General features: G+C 46.3%; 19 protein-coding genes and 6 pseudogenes. 15 read left to right on the top strand and 10 right to left on the bottom strand.

Annotation, left to right across the window (positions count from 1 at the left end; all coding sequences use genetic code 11):
* Positions 1 to 10 precede the first annotated feature (10 nt).
* On the top strand, positions 11 to 928 hold the full coding sequence (gene hprK, locus M3G15_RS06405) for an HPr(Ser) kinase/phosphatase (protein WP_260070448.1): 918 nt from the start codon (positions 11 to 13) through the stop codon (positions 926 to 928).
* A 66-nt stretch (positions 929 to 994) separates the two neighbouring features.
* On the top strand, positions 995 to 1405 hold the full coding sequence (locus M3G15_RS06400; RefSeq protein WP_009223454.1) for a hypothetical protein: 411 nt from the start codon (positions 995 to 997) through the stop codon (positions 1403 to 1405).
* 75 nt (positions 1406 to 1480) lie between these two features.
* Here the strand turns inward: M3G15_RS06400 and M3G15_RS06395 are convergent.
* Positions 1481 to 1675, bottom strand: a pseudogene (locus M3G15_RS06395) (LacI family DNA-binding transcriptional regulator); the annotation flags it as partial.
* A gap of 235 nt (positions 1676 to 1910) precedes the next feature.
* On the opposite strand from M3G15_RS06395, the gene M3G15_RS06390 reads away from it, so the two are divergent.
* From M3G15_RS06390 to rbsB, 6 genes are read left to right on the top strand one after another with little or no spacing between them, the layout of a single operon-like run.
* Positions 1911 to 2897: a LacI family DNA-binding transcriptional regulator gene (locus M3G15_RS06390; RefSeq protein ID WP_009223456.1), complete on the top strand. Its 987-nt coding sequence runs from the start codon at positions 1911 to 1913 to the stop codon at positions 2895 to 2897.
* 37 nt (positions 2898 to 2934) lie between these two features.
* On the top strand, positions 2935 to 3873 hold the full coding sequence (gene rbsK, locus M3G15_RS06385) for a ribokinase (protein ID WP_260070407.1): 939 nt from the start codon (positions 2935 to 2937) through the stop codon (positions 3871 to 3873).
* 3 nt (positions 3874 to 3876) lie between these two features.
* Positions 3877 to 4272 (top strand): D-ribose pyranase, encoded by a 396-nt coding sequence (rbsD, locus tag M3G15_RS06380; protein ID WP_016314443.1) that lies wholly within the window; start codon positions 3877 to 3879, stop codon positions 4270 to 4272.
* Between the two features lie 16 nt (positions 4273 to 4288).
* Positions 4289 to 5797 (top strand): sugar ABC transporter ATP-binding protein, encoded by a 1509-nt coding sequence (locus M3G15_RS06375; RefSeq protein ID WP_009223459.1) that lies wholly within the window; start codon positions 4289 to 4291, stop codon positions 5795 to 5797.
* Entirely contained in the window at positions 5787 to 6746 is a 960-nt protein-coding gene (locus tag M3G15_RS06370; RefSeq protein WP_016314441.1) for an ABC transporter permease, read from the top strand. The genes M3G15_RS06375 and M3G15_RS06370 overlap by 11 nt, the downstream gene beginning before the upstream one ends.
* A 34-nt stretch (positions 6747 to 6780) precedes the next feature.
* Entirely contained in the window at positions 6781 to 7731 is a 951-nt protein-coding gene (gene rbsB, locus M3G15_RS06365) for a ribose ABC transporter substrate-binding protein RbsB (RefSeq protein WP_009223461.1), read from the top strand.
* Positions 7732 to 7889: 158 nt separating this feature from the next.
* Here the strand turns inward: rbsB and M3G15_RS21630 are convergent.
* Positions 7890 to 7982: pseudogene (locus M3G15_RS21630) on the bottom strand (IS3 family transposase); the annotation flags it as partial.
* Between the two features lie 604 nt (positions 7983 to 8586).
* Here M3G15_RS21630 and M3G15_RS06360 point away from each other — a divergent pair.
* The 6 genes and pseudogenes from M3G15_RS06360 to M3G15_RS06335 form a co-directional block, all read left to right on the top strand.
* Positions 8587 to 8865: pseudogene (locus M3G15_RS06360) on the top strand (ATP-binding cassette domain-containing protein); the annotation flags it as partial.
* A 359-nt stretch (positions 8866 to 9224) separates the two neighbouring features.
* On the top strand, positions 9225 to 10445 hold the full coding sequence (locus M3G15_RS06355; RefSeq protein WP_260070406.1) for an IS256 family transposase: 1221 nt from the start codon (positions 9225 to 9227) through the stop codon (positions 10443 to 10445).
* A gap of 1045 nt (positions 10446 to 11490) precedes the next feature.
* Positions 11491 to 12303: a hypothetical protein gene (locus M3G15_RS06350; RefSeq protein WP_260070405.1), complete on the top strand. Its 813-nt coding sequence runs from the start codon at positions 11491 to 11493 to the stop codon at positions 12301 to 12303.
* A gap of 77 nt (positions 12304 to 12380) precedes the next feature.
* On the top strand, positions 12381 to 12830 hold the full coding sequence (locus M3G15_RS06345; protein WP_260070404.1) for a hypothetical protein: 450 nt from the start codon (positions 12381 to 12383) through the stop codon (positions 12828 to 12830).
* Between the two features lie 279 nt (positions 12831 to 13109).
* Entirely contained in the window at positions 13110 to 13400 is a 291-nt protein-coding gene (locus tag M3G15_RS06340; RefSeq protein WP_035300391.1) for a transposase, read from the top strand.
* Positions 13379 to 14260 (top strand): IS3 family transposase, encoded by an 882-nt coding sequence (locus tag M3G15_RS06335; protein WP_311202262.1) that lies wholly within the window; start codon positions 13379 to 13381, stop codon positions 14258 to 14260. The genes M3G15_RS06340 and M3G15_RS06335 overlap by 22 nt, the downstream gene beginning before the upstream one ends.
* A 159-nt stretch (positions 14261 to 14419) precedes the next feature.
* Here the strand turns inward: M3G15_RS06335 and M3G15_RS06330 are convergent.
* The 8 genes and pseudogenes from M3G15_RS06330 to M3G15_RS06295 all read right to left on the bottom strand — a co-directional run.
* Positions 14420 to 14692: pseudogene (locus M3G15_RS06330) on the bottom strand (transposase); the annotation flags it as partial.
* 88 nt (positions 14693 to 14780) lie between these two features.
* Positions 14781 to 15302: a hypothetical protein gene (locus M3G15_RS06325; protein ID WP_260070403.1), complete on the bottom strand. Its 522-nt coding sequence runs from the start codon at positions 15300 to 15302 to the stop codon at positions 14781 to 14783.
* A gap of 61 nt (positions 15303 to 15363) precedes the next feature.
* Positions 15364 to 15771 carry a hypothetical protein gene (locus M3G15_RS06320; protein ID WP_260070402.1) on the bottom strand — a complete coding sequence of 136 codons (408 nt, stop codon included), beginning with the start codon at positions 15769 to 15771 and terminating at the stop codon, positions 15364 to 15366.
* The gene (locus M3G15_RS06315; protein WP_260070401.1) at positions 15743 to 16111 is read right to left on the bottom strand and encodes a hypothetical protein; all 369 of its coding nucleotides are present in this window, start codon (positions 16109 to 16111) and stop codon (positions 15743 to 15745) included. Before M3G15_RS06315 ends, M3G15_RS06320 begins: the two co-directional genes overlap by 29 nt.
* Before the next feature lie 460 nt (positions 16112 to 16571).
* Complete coding sequence (locus M3G15_RS06310; protein ID WP_260070400.1) at positions 16572 to 16982, bottom strand: hypothetical protein; 411 nt, start codon at positions 16980 to 16982, stop codon at positions 16572 to 16574.
* Positions 16983 to 17048: 66 nt separating this feature from the next.
* Positions 17049 to 17162, bottom strand: a pseudogene (locus M3G15_RS06305) (HPr(Ser) kinase/phosphatase); the annotation flags it as partial.
* A gap of 5 nt (positions 17163 to 17167) precedes the next feature.
* Positions 17168 to 17453 (bottom strand): annotated as a pseudogene (locus M3G15_RS06300) (nucleotide pyrophosphohydrolase); the annotation flags it as partial.
* Positions 17454 to 17717: 264 nt separating this feature from the next.
* Positions 17718 to 18947, bottom strand: coding sequence for an IS256 family transposase (locus M3G15_RS06295; RefSeq protein ID WP_260070399.1), 1230 nt, complete (start codon positions 18945 to 18947; stop codon positions 17718 to 17720).
* A gap of 544 nt (positions 18948 to 19491) precedes the next feature.
* Between M3G15_RS06295 and M3G15_RS06290 the strand changes: the two genes are divergently transcribed.
* Entirely contained in the window at positions 19492 to 20151 is a 660-nt protein-coding gene (locus tag M3G15_RS06290; protein ID WP_009223464.1) for a type 1 glutamine amidotransferase domain-containing protein, read from the top strand.
* Position 20152 lies beyond the last annotated feature (1 nt).

Below are 20152 nucleotides of genomic sequence, written 5' to 3'. Positions count from 1 at the left end.
GGAGAATCAGATGAAGACGATTACCGTACAGAAGCTGGTGGACACGTTTAAATTGGAAGTGCTCGCAGGGGCGGAACGGATGGATCGGGAGATTACTCGTCCTCGGACGCATCGGCCGGGGCTGGAGTTCGTGGGATATTTCGATTTTTTTCCAATGAATCGGGTGCAGGTGTTGGGCCGTAAGGAGATCAACTACCTCTTGACGTTAAGCGTGGAGGAACGCAAGCTGCGGATCGGGAACATCGTGAAATATCACCCTCCGTGCTTTATCGTGACGTCCGGGCAGCAGGAGATTCCATATTTAGAGCTGTACTGCGAGGAGGAAGGCATTCCGTTGCTGCGTACGGAAGAGACAGCGACGGAGTTTATCGCCAAGCTGGACAGTTATTTGGTTAAGGCGCTGGCTCCGGAGATCTCGATCCATGGGGTGTGCGTGAACGTCTCGGGGATCGGCATCCTGCTACGCGGCAAGTCTGGCATCGGCAAGAGCGAAACAGCGCATACCCTGATTCGCAGAGGGCACCGTTTGGTCGCAGACGATATTGTCGTGTTAAAAAAATTAAGCCCAACCACGCTGCTCGGAACCCATAACGAAACGACCCGCGAATTCCTGGCTCTACGCAGCATCGGGCTGATCAACGTGGTACGGCAGTATGGACGTCGGGCTTTTCAGGATGAGACACGGATTGTCTTGGATATCGAGCTGGTGCCGTGGCAGGAACATGCCCTCAACAACGAACTGGAGACGGTGCCGCAGTGTACGGAATACTTAGGGGTCCAAATCCCGCACATCGAAATCCAGCTCCAACCCGGCCGGGATGTCGCCGGCCTGATCGAGGCCGCTGCGAACAACTGGTACCTGAAGCAGCTCGGCTACAGCGCTGTGGATGAGTTTATGAAACGGATCGAGGAGGAGATGGGGTCGTAGGGGCTGCTGGCGAGCTCCTATGATCCCAACGAACCCAATGGTGAGTGAGGGAGGTTCAACGCAAAGATGATGTGGAAAGTGAATGGAGTTAGCGTGCTGTATGCTTTTTCCCTATTTGTTCAAGTGGAGCTTCTGATGAATGTGTATCGGCTTGAAAGAGTTACCGGAATCGCCCATATGGATCGTTATGTACCTGTGGCGGTGTTCCTGCTCATTGTTCTGTTCTCCATCCTCGCTTATGTTCTGACGAAGTTCCAGCGAAGCCCGGGGAAACGAAAATACCTGGCAACGATCTTGTGGATTCCTTATTTCCTGCTATTCATCAAAGGGTTTGCCTCCGCCTATCCGATCACCGATCCCCAAGAGGTGCCGCTTCCGGGGATGGGGTTGGTCATGATCGCTGCGTGTGGATTGTATCCGTTTTATATTGCGGGTTTGACGTTTTGTGCGGATCTTAGAGCAAGAGAGGTCTGGTAGTGTTTGGCGAGGTTTAGTATTAAGCAGTAAGAAATGGATTCAGAGGTTCACAATTTTGGGGGATTTTGTCTTTCTGAAGAGGCCGATCGTATAGGACCTTTTCATCACCAGGCTTTTGGCGCTGTAATTGGGAATATAGTTTAGTTCGGCGGCGATTTTTTCAATCCGCTCACGAGTCTCTTTTTTGATCAGCGGGTTTCCGTTCAGCGCTCTTGATACGGTGGTATGCGAGACGCCGGCGACCCGCGCGATATCTTTAATAGTAACCATGGCACCTCGCTAAAAACGAAGATTACAACCTGCTGTTTGTGGATTCGACAAGCCGGGTTGCTTTTTTTTCGCCGGCATGGTATATTTACAGCAAGAAATGTGGTACCGTTACCACATTCAAATAACAAATCTTAATTCTATATGTATAAATTTTCCGTAATATGTTATTTAAATTTTTGTGGTACCGATACCATGTTTAGCGGCGGGAGGGATTGTTATCGCAACGATTCGTGATGTGGCCAAATTGGCTGGCGTGTCCGTCTCGACCGTATCGCGTTATTTGAACAAAAGCGGTTATGTCAACGCGGAAACGCAGCGGTCGATCAAAGCCGCGATCGAGAAGCTCGATTATGCGCCGAATCAGGTGGCGCGGGGGCTGGCCGGAAAGAAGACGAAGACGATTGCGCTCATTTTGCCGGATATTTCGAACCTGTTTTTCTCGGATCTGGCCCGAGCGGTGGAGGACGTCGCCGCCACTTACGGATATACGGTGATTTTGGGCAATTCGGACGATCAGGGGGATAAGGAAAGACGATATATCGAAACGCTCAAGAAGAAATATATCGACGGCTTTATTTTCGCTTCCCAGACGTTTGGACCCGGCGATGCGGAAATGCTGACCAAGCTCGGCATTCCTTACGTTTGCCTGGACCGCGGCCCGTCGGAGCAAAGCTCCAGCGTCGTCCGATCAAAAAACAAAGAAGGCGCGGAGATGGCGGTTCGGCATCTGCTTGAGATCGGCTGCCGGAAAATCGCCCACATCTACGGCCCGCAGCATTTGATCACCGGAAAGGAGCGGCTGATCGGCTTTGAAGAGGAGGTGCAGCGGTTTAATTGGTACACGCCGACCTTGCTTGAAGAAGGCGACTTTCGGATTCGCGGCGGGATGAACGCGACCGAGCGGCTGATGCGGCGTCACCCTGATATCGACGGCATTTTTGCCGGCAACGATCTGATGGCGATCGGCGCATTGAAAGCGCTTAACCGCATGGGCATCAAAGTTGGCAAGCAGGTGGCGCTGTGCGGCTTCGACGGCATCCAGACGACGGAAATTACGGTGCCCGAGCTGACGACGATCGCGCAGCCGATTTATGAAATGGGCGCGCTGATTTCGCGCCTGCTGATCAAGAAGATCGAAGGCACGCTGGAGGAGGATCGGCTTTACGAGCTTGACGTGAAGCTGATCGCCAGAGACTCGACGTTGGCGTTTGATCCTAAATAAGATAAAGATACCCAATTTTCAGGAAGGATAGAGTGCGATGAATAAACCGAAAGTGGCGGTCATTGGCAGCTTGAATATGGATATTGTGGTGGAAACGCGCCAGCATCCGCAGGTTGGGGAGACGCTGCTTGGCGAACAGATTCGCTTCATCCCCGGGGGGAAAGGGGCGAACCAAGCGGTTGCGGCGGCGCGGCTTGGCGCGGAGACGGCGATGATCGGCGCGGTTGGCGAGGACGCTTTTGGCCGGGAACTGCTCGAAGCTCTGCGGCAGGATGGCGTTGACATCAGCGGCGTGAAGCGCCTGCCCGGCTGCACGACGGGCGTAGCTTCGATTTATGTCGCGGAAGGAGACAACAGCATCGTGGTTGTGCCCGGCGCAAACTACCGGGTGAGCCCGGAGGACATCGATGAGAACGAAGACAAGCTTCGCCGTGCGGATATCGTGCTGCTGCAGCTTGAAATTCCGGTGGACACCGTCTTCTACGCGGCGCAGAAAGCGAAGTCGTTCGGCAAGACGGTCGTGCTGAATCCCGCGCCCGCGCAGCCTTTGCCGCCGGAATTGTTCGGCTATGTCGACTACGTTACGCCAAACCGTACGGAGCTAAGCCGTTACACCGGTATGGATGCGGACGGGACAAAGCTTGCGGCGGCGATGCGGCGTATGAAAGAGATGGAAGCTAAGCACATTATTACGACGCTTGGAGCGGACGGTTCCGCTTATTTGACGGAGGACGGCGAGGTGCGAACCGTCCCGGGCCATCAGGTTAAGGTGGTGGATACGACGGGAGCGGGTGACTGCTACAATGCCGGTTTGGCCGTATCGCTCGCTAAGGGACGGAGCTTGCGCGAAGCGGTTGAATATGCGGCGCTCGTATCTGCGCTCGCCGTTACGAAATTCGGCGCTCAGGCGGGCATGCCTTCCGAAGCGGAAGCGGAGCGGTTCGCCGCAAAGCTGAAAAACAAGACAGGAGAATGAGCGATGAAAAAAATCGGAATCATCAACAGCGAATTGTCAAGAGTGATCAGCGAACTCGGCCATACGGACACCATCGTCATTGCCGATTGCGGGCTGCCGATTCCTCCCGGCGTAAGACGGATCGATCTGGCGCTGAAGCGCGGGGTGCCCGGATATGTGGAGACGCTGGAGACGATTTTGGAGGAAATGCAGGTGGAGCGGTACACGGTCGCCGCTGAAATGAAGGAGGCCAGCCCGGAATTGTACGAAAAGACGGCGCTTCTGCTTGAAGGGGCGGCCGAAGGCAACGTAACGCACGAGCGGTTCAAGCAGTTGACCCGCGAGGCCAAAGCGGTTGTTCGTACCGGCGAATGTACGCCGTACGCCAACGTAATTTTGCACGCGGGAGTCATTTTTTAGGATGGGGGGGCTATAGATGAATACGCCGCTTTTGGAGATGGAAGGAATCGACAAAAGCTTTTCCGGCGTAAAAGTGCTGGAGCAGGTGAAATTTACGCTTGAAGCCGGCGAAGTGCACGCCTTGATGGGGGAAAATGGCGCTGGAAAATCGACCCTGATGAAAATATTAAACGGCATCTATACGAAAGACAGCGGAACGGTGCGGGTTAAGGGCAAGGAGCGGTCCATTTTGTCGCCGTCGGCCGCGCAGGAGCTTGGCATCGTGATGATTCACCAGGAGCTGAATCTGATCCCGCATTTGACGGTGATGGAAAATATTTTTCTCGGACGGGAATTTACGCTTGGCCCCACCCGGCTGATCGATTGGCGCAAAATGAAGCGGGAGTCGGCCCGGTATTTGTCGCAGCTTGGGCTGATGATTCCTCCGGAGGCCATAGTCGGAGAATTGTCCGTTGGCCAGCAGCAGATGGTCGAAATCGCCAAGGCCCTGTCGATGAATACGGAAATTTTGGTGCTGGACGAACCGACGGCTGCGCTGACGAACCGGGAAATTGAAGGGCTGTTTCAGGTGATCGCTTCCTTGAAGCGGCAAGGGGTTGGGATGATCTACATCTCGCACCGGATGGAGGAGATTTTTCAGATTTGCGACCGGATTACGGTGATGCGGGACGGCCGCTATGTCGGAACGGAGAAGGTGGCCGAGACGAACATGGATCAAATCGTCAAAATGATGGTTGGCCGGGAAATCAAGGACCGTTTCCCTAAAGCGCACATCGATTTTGGCGAAGAGAAGCTTAGGGTGGAGAACCTCTCGCAAAAAGGTGTGTTGCACGACATCTCCTTTTCCGTCCGGGCTGGTGAAATTGTTGGCATCGCCGGCCTGATGGGAGCGGGACGCACGGAACTGGCCAAAGCGTTGTTCGGGGTATCGCCCATCGACGGCGGAACGATTGCCATCAACGGCAAGAAGGTGCAAATCCGCAAGCCGAGCGATGCGATCCGGGCCGGATTGGCGCTAGTGACGGAGGACCGGAAAGACGAAGGGCTGCTTCTTGCAATGAGCGTCCGCGACAATTTGTCGATGACCAATTTGACAGCGGTTTCAAACGGCGGATTTCTCAGCGAGGCCAAGGAACGGGAACTGGCGGACACGATGATTCAGCGGCTTCGCATCAAAACGTCAAGCGGCGCGCAGGCGGTCGGCTCGCTTAGCGGAGGCAATCAGCAAAAGGTCGTCATCGGCAAGTGGTTGGCGACGAATCCGCAGGTGCTCATTTTGGATGAGCCGACAAGAGGCGTAGACATCGGCGCGAAAAAGGAAATTTACGATCTGATGAACAAGCTTGCGGCCGAGGGCGTCGCGATTGTGATGATTTCGTCCGAGCTTCCGGAAATTCTGGGCATGAGCGACAGAATTCTGGTCATGCATGAAGGAAAGCTGACGGGGCATTTTACGAGAGAAGAGGCAACGCAGGAAAAAATTATGATCTGTGCCACAGGGGGAGGAGAACAATATGCTAGCTAAAACGCCGGGCGCCCAAACGTTGAAACGGTTCAACTTGCAAGGGATCGGGCCGCTTATCGGGCTGGCGCTCATCATGATCGCGCTGTCGATTTTTGCCGACAATTTTTTGACGGTCAACAACTTGCTTAACGTGCTTCGCCAGGTCTCGATCAACGCTCTGATTGCGTTCGGGATGACCTTTGTTATTCTGACCGGCGGCATCGACCTATCGGTCGGCTCCATTTTCGCTCTATCCAGTGCGCTTACGGCGGGGCTTATGGCCGGCGGAATGAACACCTGGCTGGCCGTGGCCGTCGGGATTGCCTCCGGAGCGGCTATGGGCGCGGTCAACGGGCTTATCGTGGCGAAAGGACGGCTGGCTCCGTTTATCGTCACGCTGGCTACGATGACGATTTACCGCGGACTTACGCTCGTTTACACCGACGGGAAGCCGATTACCGGCTTAAACAAAGATTTTGCTCTGCTTGGAAAAGGGTACTTTCTGCAAATACCGACACCGATTATTTGGATGGTTCTCGCGTTTGCAGTGGTATACATCATTCTGAAACATACCACTTTCGGCCGGCGCGTATACGCGGTCGGAAGCAATGAGGAGGCGACATGGCTATCGGGGATTAGCACATCCAAAGTCAAATTGCTGGTCTACTCGATCAGCGGCATGTTGGCATCGATCAGCGGCCTCATCCTCACCTCGCGGTTGAACTCCGCGCAGCCGACGGCAGGCGTCTCTTATGAGCTGGACGCCATCGCGGCGGTCGTGCTTGGTGGAACGAGCTTGTCGGGCGGCAAAGGCTGGATCGTCGGGACATTGATCGGCGCCGTCATTATCGGCGTGCTGAACAACGGTCTGAACTTGCTTAACGTATCGTCGTTCTATCAACAAGTCGTAAAAGGGGCTGTCATTCTGATCGCGGTGCTTCTCGACCGTTCGAAAACAAGAACAGCGTAAAAGCGCAAAATTAAACGAAAAGGAGCCTGGAAAAATGAAAAAGTATGGTATCGTATGGCCGCTAACGCTTGCTTTGTTTCTCTTGCTTGCCGCGTGCACGACAGGGAATGAAGGCGGGACGGCAGGCAACGCCGGGAATGCCGCCGGCAAGGGGGATAACGGCGGCAAAGTGAAAATCGGTTTGTCGATCTCCACGCAAAACAATCCGTTTTTCGTCACTTTGAAGGAAGGCGCGGAGAAAGCGGCTCAGGCCGCCGGCGCGGAACTGATCGTCGTCGATGCGCAAGACGACACCTCGAAACAAATCAGCGGCATCGAAGATTTGATTCAGCAACAAGTGGATGTGATCCTCATTAATCCTACCGATAGCGACGCCGTCGTGACGGCGGTAGAATCGGCCAACAACGCCAATATTCCGGTCATTACGGTAGACCGGGCGGCAAACGGCGGTACCGTCGTATCGCACATCGCTTCCGACAACGTAGCGGGCGGCAAAATGGCCGGGGAGTTCATTCTTGAAAAACTCGGCGGCAAAGGGAACATCGTTGAACTGCAAGGCATTGCCGGCACATCGGCAGCGCGGGATCGCGGCGAAGGTTTCCACAGCGCCGTGGACGGCAAAGACGGCGTGAAAGTCGTCGCTTCGCAGCCGGCCGATTTTGACCGGGCCAAAGGGCTGACGGTTATGGAAAATATTTTGCAAAGCAACAGCGACGTTCAGGCGGTATTCGCCCACAACGACGAAATGGCGCTCGGGGCGCTGCAGGCGATTGAAGCCGCAGGCAAAAAAGACATTATCGTCGTCGGTTTCGACGCCACGGACGACGCGGTAAGCGCCGTGAATAGCGGCACGATGGCGGCTACGGTAGCGCAAAAGCCGGAATTGATCGGTCAGAAGGCGATCGAAACGGCGATGAAAGTGGCCGCAGGCGAGCAGGTAGAAAGCTCGATTCCGGTCGAGCTGGAGCTTGTGACTAAGCAATAACGCGGAAGCCGCCGCTGGCGAATGGGTGAAAGAGATCGCCCCAAGCCCCGAGCTGCGCAAATAGTTTAACCATCAGCCGGAGCGGTTTGCCGATTTTAGCAAAAGCTAGATTATGAAAAACATTTCGTCTGGGGGAAGGTTCACCCGAATAGTGTGGTTTAAGCGGCGATTGATTTCCGGTATTTTATCGGGGAGAGATCGCCGCGTTTTTTCTGCAAACGTTCGTGATTGTAAAATTCAATATAATCAGCGAGGTTTGTTTTGAACTAAGAAAAGAATGGACAGGCTTGCGCCCCAATGCGGGTCATGTGAATGAATAACGCTCGAACTGTGGTTGCCCCCAAACTTTTCTATCCTTATCTAATTGTGAACACGAACCAACGTCAGGAAACGGTGCGATTTGTGTGCAGCGGGCGGTTTGTGAGGTAAGGGTGGACGAGCCATTTGGAGGGAGAAGCCGGTCCGGTAGGGCCGGCTTTCTGCTTCTTCTGGATTCGGAGTCTTGAATGTTGCCGTTTTAGTGAAAAAATATGAATACCTCATCAGGACAAGATAAATACTCCTGAATATGAAGAGCAGAGCAAATCTTGGATTGAAAAGAGAATGTTCTACTTATCGGATTGATCGGTTCTTGTTCTACTGAATAATGTCATTAAATATGGAAATATTCACTAATTTGTAAAATTAAAAACACATTCAATGTGTTGATATGAATTACTTGTTGGTTCAAAATAATAGTTAATGAGTTCCAGAATTTAGGAGATTGCTTACGATGTACAAACAATCTAAATTTAATCTTTATTTTGACAGCTTTGAAGCAATTAGGAATTAAATACCTTAGTCGATAAAAACACCCTATCTAAAGGAGAAAAACAACGTCTTGAATTGACAAGAATAATCTTATCTAAACCGCAACTAATCATTTTAGATGAGCCTACTTCCGGGCTCGATGATTTGACAGAACAAATCGTATGGGAAAACTTTCGTAGAGAATGTAATGACTCGACTATTCTTTATACAACACATCACAAAAAAATCATCTATAGTACTGACCGAGTTCTACAAATAAGTAATGGAAAAATAAACAATGCTGTGAATATAACAGAAAATTATAGTCTACGTTTCCAAACTTAAATATAAATCCCATAACCAGTGAACTGTTAGTTTGTTAGTTTCAGCTAGAAAATTAGATTAGTATCAGAAAATAATTTTGATAGTTGAGACAGAAAAATAACTACTTAGGAGATCTAATGGAAGTAAAGAAGAAACGACTCAATCTATTTTCTTATGAAGATACCATAAATGTGAATAAAAAAGATGGTAATATTCTGATTTTGTATTATGTGTATCTAATGACGTGTACGTATCTGTTTGGGTTAATGATGTTCAGCACGAATTTATTATATGATTCCCCGCTAGAGAGTCTGTAAAATAGTTTGTGTAAACTCCTAAACCCAGTAAAATGGAAGACATAGAAAGGTTGGGGAGAATACATGGGACTTTGGACGAAAGAGCAATTGCGAGCCTTCATTAAGGAGAACAAGCTGGTAACAGCACAAGACGCGCAGAATGCTTTGAAAGAACTGTTTGCTGAAACTCTTCAAGAAATGCTGGAAGCAGAGCTCGATACGCACTTAGGCTACGAGAAGCACGAGGTCAAAGCCAAGATGACGCCAAATAGCCGAAATGGCAAGAGCAAGAAGACGGTGGTCAGCGAATACGGAGAGCAGGAAATTGCAGTTCCACGGGATCGGATGGGTGAGTTCGAGCCCGTTGTTGTGCAGAAACACCAGAAGAATGTAACTGGCATTGAAGATCAGATCATCGCCCTGTACGCCAAAGGTGTCAGTACACGAGAGATTCAAGACCATCTGCAAAACCTTTACGGTATCGAAGTCTCGCCTACGCTCATTTCCAATGTCACCAACAAAATCGTGCCTCTCATTAAGGAATGGCAGAATCGGCCGCTTCAAGGCGTCTACGCGGTCGTCTACATGGATGCGATTCACTTTAAAGTGAAGCAGGACGGAGCCATAGTTAACAAAGCGGCCTACATGGTGATTGGCATCGACCTGGACGGAAACAAGGATGTACTCGGTATGTGGATCGGGGAGAATGAATCCAGTAAGTTCTGGCTCAGCGTGCTAAATGACCTGCGAAATCGTGGTGTCCAAGACATTCTCATCATCTGTGTGGACAATCTGAGTGGTTTCTCCGAAGCGATTGCGGCCGGCTATCCAAAGACCGAGATTCAAAAGTGCATCATTCACCAGATCCGCAACTCCACTCGTTACGTGTCGTACAAGGATTTGAAGAAGGTGACTGCCGACCTCAAGCCCATTTACAAAGCCGCAACCGAGGAAGGAGCGCTGCTAGAGATGGAGCGCTTCGAGGAAGTCTGGGGCGCTAAGTATCCGCTTATAGTACGCTCTTGGCGCAACAACTGGGAGGAGCTCTCCACCTTCTTCAAGTATCCGCCTGAGATCCGCAAACTCATCTACACCACAAATATGATTGAGAGTTACCATCGGCAGCTTCGCAAGGTGACCAAGGGGAAGAGTATTTTCCCTACCGATGAAGCCCTGCTGAAGATGCTCTACCTGGCCACGATGGATGTGACACGAAAATGGACAGGCCGTGTCCAAAACTGGGGGCAGATGCTCATTCAGCTTTCGGTCTTCTTTCCGGATCGGGTCAGTAACTATTTACGTTAGAAGCGCCAAATCCCCCCTCGGGGGGATTGCTTGGAATGAGTTTACACAGAAATCTTGACAGACCCCCGCTAGACTTCCATTCCTCGTTGAAATCAATGTATTCGTCTTAATATTCTATACTCGGCTTTACCAAAAATACGGTTTTCATAAAACAGTCCCCCAATTGTTAATTCCCTTGAATTACACCACATGGAATGAGTACTGACGGTAGATAGGTCTATTTAAACAATGAACGGTTAATTGGGCTATCATTCACCGTTAGCGGAATCAATGTTTCTTTTTATGAAATAGAACATGTATCTTAAAGGACTATCTTTCTCAACATTCGGATGATAGAAAATTGCAATAAAATCCATCCCGATTTTAGTGTACAGCACCCCACATGTGACGAGTAGACAGTGACAACAAATTACAGGAATAGCATTTGCTCAATTGAAGAGGCAACTGAACATGCCGTCCTTTTTATTTTATCATGTAGCCACCCACCAGTGCCTGATCATGCGATTTCCTTCAGACCGTGAAAGATAAAAGATTGAGACCTGCGAGAAATTTTCTTCAAATATCATGTGCGTACGCATCTACAAAAGAAAAGCCCTCAACCGTTGGCGGGGGCAGAAAAAGGGGCTTTTCGCTGTTTAGTATTGGTAGCTGAAAGATGCGTGTTCCCGTGCCCAGCTTACTGACTCAATTTCAAGAGCAGCTTGAAACATGTCCAATTCATTCTGGCAATCTTCCATAGACCATACCTCCACATCAACTTACTTACTAGCAGGGTCGGATTCTTAACTTAGCAAACCAATAGCAAATAACGAGGAAGCAAAGTATTATCATCCTGAAATATTTTTGGATAAAAAAGTCAAAACAATCCCAAATAATAGTATAGTCTATAAATAATAGTAAAATATTAAAAATAACTTGAAAAAACGCCCAATATATGAAAAAATATAATTGTAAGAAATTGGTGATAAGCTGGCCAGCTGAATCATAAAAAGCCTCAATAATTATTAGCACGATAAAAAGGGAGGGTAACTTTTATGAAAAATTTATGAAAAGCTTTGCAATATTGGCTATTGCATTCGGAGTAATATCATCTTCTACTACCTACGCAAAAGCAGATATGAATGAAGATCAGTTAAACGAGTATCTTCAAGATCACGGATATCCTATTATTGTAATTCAAAATCTTGAACTTGAACAAAAGAAGGATATAGTTGCACAAAATGGTTCGTATGCTGGTCATTACGCAGAATCCTCTTACATTGGTGACGGTGAAATAACTACGCAACAACTTGGCACAAATTTTACTCATATGATCTCTTTGAGTCAAGTTACTGCAGCAGCTGGAAAAGTTGATTTTTTGGTAAATTACAATTGGGATTGGAATTATGGACCTACTTTTACTTCTGATGATCAATGGGGACTAGCATGGACAGATGACTTCGATGCATATCCATCAACAGCTAAGTATTCTTATAAAACCTTTGGATTTAGCCAATCAAATCCAGCAATACGTGCCGAAACTGCCGGAAACCAAATTACTGGATATAACACGTATACTCCCGGAGCAGGAATTGGATGGTCAGTAAATTTAATACAAGCATTTCAGCAAAATGGGACAACCTTTATAGTTGATCGTAATAAAGGATGGTCGCAAATAAAAATTGGAAAAGCCCATAATGGAAGTGGAAAAATCGACTCTTCCTCTATTGTAGGAAAATATTTTCATAAATATTTGGCTGCTAATGGCTCTTTGTCATTTGATAAGTCTGGACCTTCCGCCGGTATTTCTTATGATTGGGCTTATGACTCTTCTAATGATTATGGCTATCAATGGGATTGGTATCATAAAAATTACTAATTTTTATCACAAGACAAGCGAATTGAATGCAAAGTTCAATTCGCTTGTCTTCGACATTATTTAGGGTGGCGAAAAAATTGATTAAATTATCAAGAAAAAGGAAAGTTATGTTATCAAGTATTGTATTCGGTATTGTTTTAATTGTTGCCTGTTTATTGTTAATAAATAGTAGATCGACGACTATAAGTGAAGCATTATACTCTGGAAAATCAAAAAATTGGGAAGTGACTATAAGATTCACAAAGGAAGGGAATCATTACATCGAAAACCCTACTGTCAAGTACATTGGAAATGAAAAAGTATCTGAATTGCAGGTAGAGATTAATTACAAAGGAGATAATGGGAATTTTAATCCCTCTAATACAATAAAGAAAATCAATTACTTTAATGTTAATGAAGTAGTTCCTTTAGTTACAAAAAACAAAGTTCCCAATTATAAGAACTTAAAGAATGTTATTCTTCGTTGGCACAACGAAGTGAACTCCTTTGAAGAAGGAATTGTATTGTCAGAAGTAAATGTGCACTGATCAGATTAAGTTTTCCTTATATTTACAAGTCAAGCGAGTGTTTGTATAATTGTTTGGTTGCGGTAAAAGCGACTACGGGAATGGGATAATGTTTATGTCATTTGTGCATTTTGCAACCGAAGGGGCTGTCCAAAAAGTCAGTGAAAGCTGACCGCTGGACGCTCCGTTTTTATTGAATGTTAAAAAGAAGAAAAAAATCACCAATTCTTGGACTTTCATCAATCCTCTTTACACGGAGTTAAGACTAAGGATAACTTTGTGTAAAGGGGGTGTTTTTCAATGGTGCGTAAAAAGTATGACAAAGCCTTCAAGATAGCTGCCGTGATGCAGATCATGGATGAAGGAAAGAAGGTCTCCCATGTTGCGAAGGCTTTAGGCATTCTTCCTACGATGCTGAGCCGATGGGTGTATGAATATCAAACACACGGTGATGAAGCATTTACAGGTAACGGGAAACCAATCGCCAACAAGGATCTCGAAATCAGACGGCTACAAAAGCGCTTGGAAGAACTCGAAAGGGAGAATGAGATTTTAAAAAAGTTTCAGGCATTCTTGAAGGAGCCCGAGTAGCCAAGTATCGGTTTATTCAAAGCCACGTAAAAACCTATCCCGTCCGGCTCATGTGTAAAGTGCTTGGAATCAGCCCCCAAGGGTATTATGACTGGAAGAAACGCAGAAAAAGTCAACGAACCATCGACCAGGAAATTCTCGAGGAAGCCATTTTGCAAGTGTACAAAGCATTCAAGGGTCGATATGGCAGTCCCCGGATCGCTTTAGAGTTGTGCAAACGCGGCTTGTTTACCAGCAAGAACCGTGTCGCTCGCCTGATGCAGCGGATGGGACTGGCTGCCGTTTCTTATCGAAAACGAAGTCGGATCGGACGAAAATCAAAAGGATCGGGAATCATGGACAATTTAGTGAAACGTGCGTTTGAAGCCCAAACGAAAAACACGCTCTGGGTTGGAGATATCACTTACCTTCCCCTTCAGCATGGATTTCTCTATCTGGCCACTTATCTTGATGTATTTTCAAGGAAAGTTGTCGGTTGGGCAATGAACACCCGAATGACCGAACAGTTGGTGATAGACGCCTTTTTGCAAGCCGTTGGAAGGGAACGTCCGTCAGCAGGACTGATTGTACATACGGATCGAGGTTCGCAATATACAAGCCGACGTTACCAAAGCACCTTGGCAGCACATGGAGCCATCCTCAGCATGTCCCGCTTGGGAGATCCATATGACAATGCCGTGATGGAGAGCTTTTACAAAACGTTAAAACGCGAACTGATGCCGGAAACAAGAAAGTTCACCAATGAAAAGGAAGCACGAAATGCAGTCTTCGAGTACATCGAAATGTTTTATAATACGAAAAGAATGCATTCCGCATTGGGTTATATGAGCCCAGTGGAATATGAAAAACAACATTCATAACAGATTGGTCTTAACTTCGTGTCAAGTAAATTAGGGAAAGTCCATCTTGAATAATGAGAGTCTGTCAAGAATTTTGTGTAAACACTCCTAGTGAAAATGCCGGAATCAATTAACGTAGATGGGGGTCGATGCGATCCGGAAAGAAAACGGAGAGCTGTTACGATCGCGGGGCACACGAATCTCCTGTTCACCGTATTCACTGGTGATCATCTTCTTGCTCTTCCCATTGCGACTATTCTTTGTCTGCTTATTTGCAACGTCGTGCTTAGCATAGCCCAGCTCATGATTAAGCTCCGCCTCCAACATTTCTTGCAGCGTGTCGGCAAATAATTCTTTTAGGGCAGACTGAACATCCGCCATTGTTTTTAAATCGTTGTCTTTAATGAAGGCTTTCACTTGATCTCTGCTGAACTTTGGGGCCACTGTGTTCATCCTTTCCATCCAACCTTTCTCCTAGTTTAATAGATTGGTTGGAGAGTTTACACAGTTTATTTTACAGACCCTGGTTAGTTGAAGTTAATTACCATCCACCCACTGCTTCCGCGAACATCTCAAATTGCTTGTCTTCCGTATACTCATTTGTTATGCGACCCTCAGAGGTATAAGATAGCCCATTATGACGTGTATAAATATACAAATTATCTTGAACTTTTGTATACAATAGCTCAAGGTTATTTATATTTTTAGTTTGCATCTCATTAGCGTGCTCAACTTCAACTTTGCTTATGGATATCGTTAAAACTTTCTCACCATCATAAGGACCATAAAATATCGATACGTTTGAATCCGTATTTACATTTTTAGTGAGTTTTCCCTTCTCATCCGTGTACGAAATAATGACAGTATTTCGGAGCCCTTCTTCTGTCTCTTTGTCAAGATTAACAAGGACTTCTTTTACTTCCAAACCCTGAATAACTGGTACTTTTGCAGTATCAATATATTCTTTTATCATGTCATTCGTTTTTGTAAGATTATCTTTTGAAGAACAACCTAAAATTGTCATTAGCAATAAAACAACCACCATAACTTTTTCTTTTTTCATGGTTCCTCCTTGTACTAAAATTGTTATCAGGACCTAGTTTTAAGGTTCTGATAATTTAAAACTATTTTATCGAATTTATAAAATTCAAAATTTGTGATTCCTCAATTCCATATTTAGCAACAACGAAATGACTTGCTCCATTTGAAAACCAATTATACACTCTAATTCCCTTCTCTTTACTTTCTAAATACTGTCCCTGAACTCCGTTAATTTCAATTTGTTGAACGTTTTTGTCAACTAGTTCAATTTCCATCTTTTTAGTGGTATAATCTATCCATTTTGTTGGGTCCTTTTGATCTCTATACCTAATTGTTACTTCTTTTACGGAATCTTCATCAAAATTATGCAGTGAATTCCTAATTATTGCTGGTGGTTCATTATAAATAACACTTTCTTGTTTAAAGTTATCAGGTAAAAGAGTTGGTAGGTGCAGATCAATATTATCCATCAAATCTTTTGCTTTTTTCACGTAGATCTACGATTTTATAAATGCCATATTGAGCACCAAATGGCTTACTAGCCCCATTACTTGTTTTTACATTAAAAAATCTCAATGTAGTAGGTGTATTACTATTTCCTTGCGCAGTTTCTGACCTCCAATAGGAATAAGCCAAATCATCAGTATAACCTGAACCGTTATTTGCAGTGCCATATGTAGCCTTACTGGAGTTTGGATAAAATATACCCTGTAAATCAGCGTAAGCGTTAGTAGCGTATAATAAAGACGAAATTAGTGCCGCTGATAGTACGGCGAATAAATAAGCGAGCTTGTTTTCTAAATTAAATTCATTTTTAATTCTTTCCAACATTTGCTTAGCCTCCTCCTTAAATAATTTTAAGTTATTAACATTCATGCCCTAGGTACTTACACCCCTCCTTTCTATCTTTCTTTATGACTTTTTAATAATCCCATATATATTATAACAAAGTAAATCATTGTCATTTGTCGAAAAAAAGATGTTTTTATATGTATTAGAAAAAATGTGTCAATTTTCGACAGTTCATATTCGAAATTAATGTTATTGGAGAAGCTCCATCTACGAATTTAAAATTATAAGGATATAATTCAATCACCCAAAATTAGTTTTTGATTGCGTAACAGGCAAAATAGTTTTTATAACTTTAAAAAAATTTTTTATGGTAGATTTTGGATTAATAAAATGCAAATAGATTTAATTATTATGAGGCACCTTAAATTTTCTCTAATCTCCTAAAAATGTGTCCCTCTAAACCCATTTCTTACTGCTTAATACTAAACCTTGCCAAACACTACCAGACCTCTCTTGCTCTAAGATCCTCACAAAACATCAAACCCGCAATATAGAACGGATACAACCCACACGCCGCGATCATGACCAACCCCATCCCCGGAAGCGGCACCTCTTGGGGATCGGTGATCGGATAGGCAGAGGCAAATCCTTTGATGAACAGCAGGAAATAAGGAATCCACAAGATCGTTGTTAGGTACTTTCGTTTTCCTGGGCTCAGCTGGAACTTCGTCAGAACATAAGATAGGATGGAGAACAGAACAAAGAGAAGGAGCACCGCCACAGGAACATAACGATCCATATGGGCGATTCCAGTGACTCTTTCCAGCCGATACACATTCATCAGAAGCTCCACTTGAACACATAGAGAAAAAGCATACAGCACACTGACTCCGTTCACTTTCCACAACATCTTTGCGTTGAACCTCCCTCACTCACCATTGGGTTCGTTGGGATCATAGGAGCTCGCCAGCAGCCCCTACGACCCTATCTCCTCCTCGATCCGCTTCATAAACTCATCTACCGCGCTGTAGCCGAGCTGCTTCAGATACCAGTTGTTCGCGGCGGCTTCGATCAGGCCGGCGACGTCCCGCACTCCTATAGCTCGTTATATTTGGTCATCTTGCCAAAAGACTTCTCCACCGGATATTTGGCGCCGTTCCGCCGCATTTTGTTCCGAATGATGTCTTCGATGTCGAGGTCCAGCGCATCGGCCAGATAAATCGAGTAGATCAGGCACGTCGGCCAGTTCGTCGGCGATTTCTTGTTTTTTCTGCGATACCGCGTCTTCAGACGATTTCCATTGGAAATTCTCCAACAGCTCGGATGCCTCGAGGCTTAGCGAAATCGCCAAATCCTTCGGATTGTGGAATTGCGCCCAATTCCACTCCGGGTTACTTTGAAATGGTCCAAGTCATGGATGCTGAAGTTATTTAGCGCCCACTGCTTCCGCGAACATCTCAAATTGCTTGTCTTCCGTATACTCATTTGTTATGCGTCCCTCAGAGGTATAAGATAGCCCATTATGACGTGTATATATCAACAAATTATCTTGAACTTTAGTATACAAAAGCTCAAGGTAATTTATATTTTGGTGAGTCTGTCAAGAATTTTGTGTAAACCCTCCTAGTGAAAATGCCGGAATCAATTAACGTAGATGGGGGCCGATGCGATCCGGAAAGAAAACGGAGAGCTGCAGCAAGATCTGTCCCCAATTCTGGACACGGCCTGTCCACTTGCGAGTAACATCCATCGTAGCGAGATAAAGCATCTTGAGTAAGGATTCGTCAGATGGGAATATGCTCTTTCCCTTCGTGACCTTACGTAGTTGACGATGGTAGCTTTCAATCATGTTGGTCGTATAGATGAGCTTACGAATTTCCGGAGGATACTTGAAGAAAGTTGCAATCTCATCCCAGTTTGTGCGCCAAGAACGCACGATCAGCGGATACTTATTGCCCCAGGTCTCCTCGAATCGATCAAGTTCTACTAAGGCCATGTCCTCCGTTGCAGCCTTGTAGATGGGCTTCAAATCTGCTGTTACTTTTTTCAGATCCTTGTAGGATACATAGCGCGTTGAATTGCGAATCTGGTGAATCACACACTTTTGGATTTCCGTATTCGGACAAGCGGTAATAGCCTGCGAAAAGCCGGTGAGATTATCCACACATGTAATGAGAATGTCTTGAACGCCGCGGTTTTTCAGATCATTGAGCATACTAAACCAAAACTTCGAGGACTCATTCTCCCCGATCCACATGCCGAGAACGTCCTTGTTTCCGTCGAGATCGATGCCGATGACCATGTAGGCTGCCTTATTTACGATCGCGCCGTCCTGCTTCACCTTAAAATGAATGGCGTCCATAAATACAACGGCATACACGCCTTGCAGCGGACGGTTTTGCCATTGTTTAACGAGGGGGATGAGCTTATTGGTCACGTTCGAGATCATCGTCGGAGACACGTCAATGCCGTACAGATGAGCTAAGTGATCTTGGATGTCCCGAGTGCTAACGCCTTTGGCATACATCGCAATGATTTGCTCTTCAATGCCGGTTACATTCGACTGATGCTTCTTTACGATCATGGGTTCAAACTCACCGTTACGATCGCGGGGCACACGAATCTCCTGTTCACCGTATTCACTGGTGATCATCTTCTTGCTCTTCCCATTGCGACTATTCTTTGTCTGCTTATTTGCAACGTCGTGCTTAGCATAGCCCAGCTCATGATCAAGCTCCGTCTCCAACATTTCTTGCAGCGTGTCGGCAAACAATTCTTTTAGGGCAGACTGAACATCCGCCATTGTTTTTAAATCGTTGTCTTTAATGAAGGCTTTCACTTGATCTCTGCTGAACTTTGGGGCCACTGTGTTCATCCTTTCCATCCAACCTTTCTCAATCGATAAATAATCGAGCGGTTTTCTGAATTTCAGAGATTAAGGCTGGTTTGTTGGCATAGGATGGCATGGACGGCGTCCTCCGCGTCAGTTTTTATATTTACATTTAGCTTGTCCAATGATAAACATTTCTCCTTTTAAGAAAATAAAGCGCTCCGAGGTTAAAGATAAGGGCGACTACCGCTTGAGTCACCATGCAGCCTTGGAGTGAGAGGTTCGGGTTGGCTCGATTCCACTGCATCAGATACAAAAATCCCTGACCGGTGCCTGTGGTAAACATGCCTTCAAGTTAGGGAATCCGCCGATATCCTGCTCACAGCGTGCCCACTGCCTATCGATTGGCGGGCCCTTATCTTGTAATTGGGCGCATGATACTTTACGTCCTCGTTTTGAATTCTCTTTACTCCGGTTTATCTATAATTTTATTTATGGATATATAGCATTAATCTAATTTGTTTTATTAGTTATTGAACCGTAGAATAATTCCTGTAGTCAGTCAACGCTTATAAAAGGAGGAAGCCAAGTGAATAAAAAGATATTGATTGTTGTCACTAACCATTCAGATATCCATGAAGGAAGAAAAACTGGAATTTGGTTGTCCGAATTCGCTGAAGCTTATCAAGAATTTATTCAGCAGGGCTACCAGGTTACAGTAGCAAGCCCGCTTGGAGGGCGGAGTCCAGTCGATCCAAACAGCGTGAATGAGGAAACTCCAAGAGAAATTTTGGAATCTGCAAAGCAACTTGAAAACACAGTTCCTATCCATGCTGTAACTGTTAGTGACTTTGATGCTATCTTCCTGCCGGGTGGTCATGGAACGATGTATGACTTGCCGGAAAATCAACATCTTCACGAATTGATCCGTGACTTTTATGAAGCAGGGAAAATAGTTGCTGCAGTGTGTCACGGCCCCGCAGGACTTACGGGAGTCAGACTATCGAATGGACTGCCCCTTGTGGCGGGCAAACGGGTAAATGCTTTTACTAATGGGGAAGAGGCCCAAACCGGCTTAGACAACGTTCTTCCTTTTCTTCTGGAGAGCAGGCTTCGTGAATTGGGAGCTATTTTTCGTGCAGCACCGAACTGGACATCCCATCATGAAGTTGATGGAAATTTGATTACTGGTCAAAATCCTCAGTCTACTCTGGCTGTAACTAAAGCCGTCATTGAAAAATTAGGATAAA

The sequence above is a fragment of the Paenibacillus sp. p3-SID1389 genome (genome assembly GCF_025151705.1).
Taxonomy (GTDB): domain Bacteria; phylum Bacillota; class Bacilli; order Paenibacillales; family Paenibacillaceae; genus Fontibacillus; species Fontibacillus phoenicis.
This window is presented reverse-complemented; position numbering and strand designations above follow the sequence as displayed.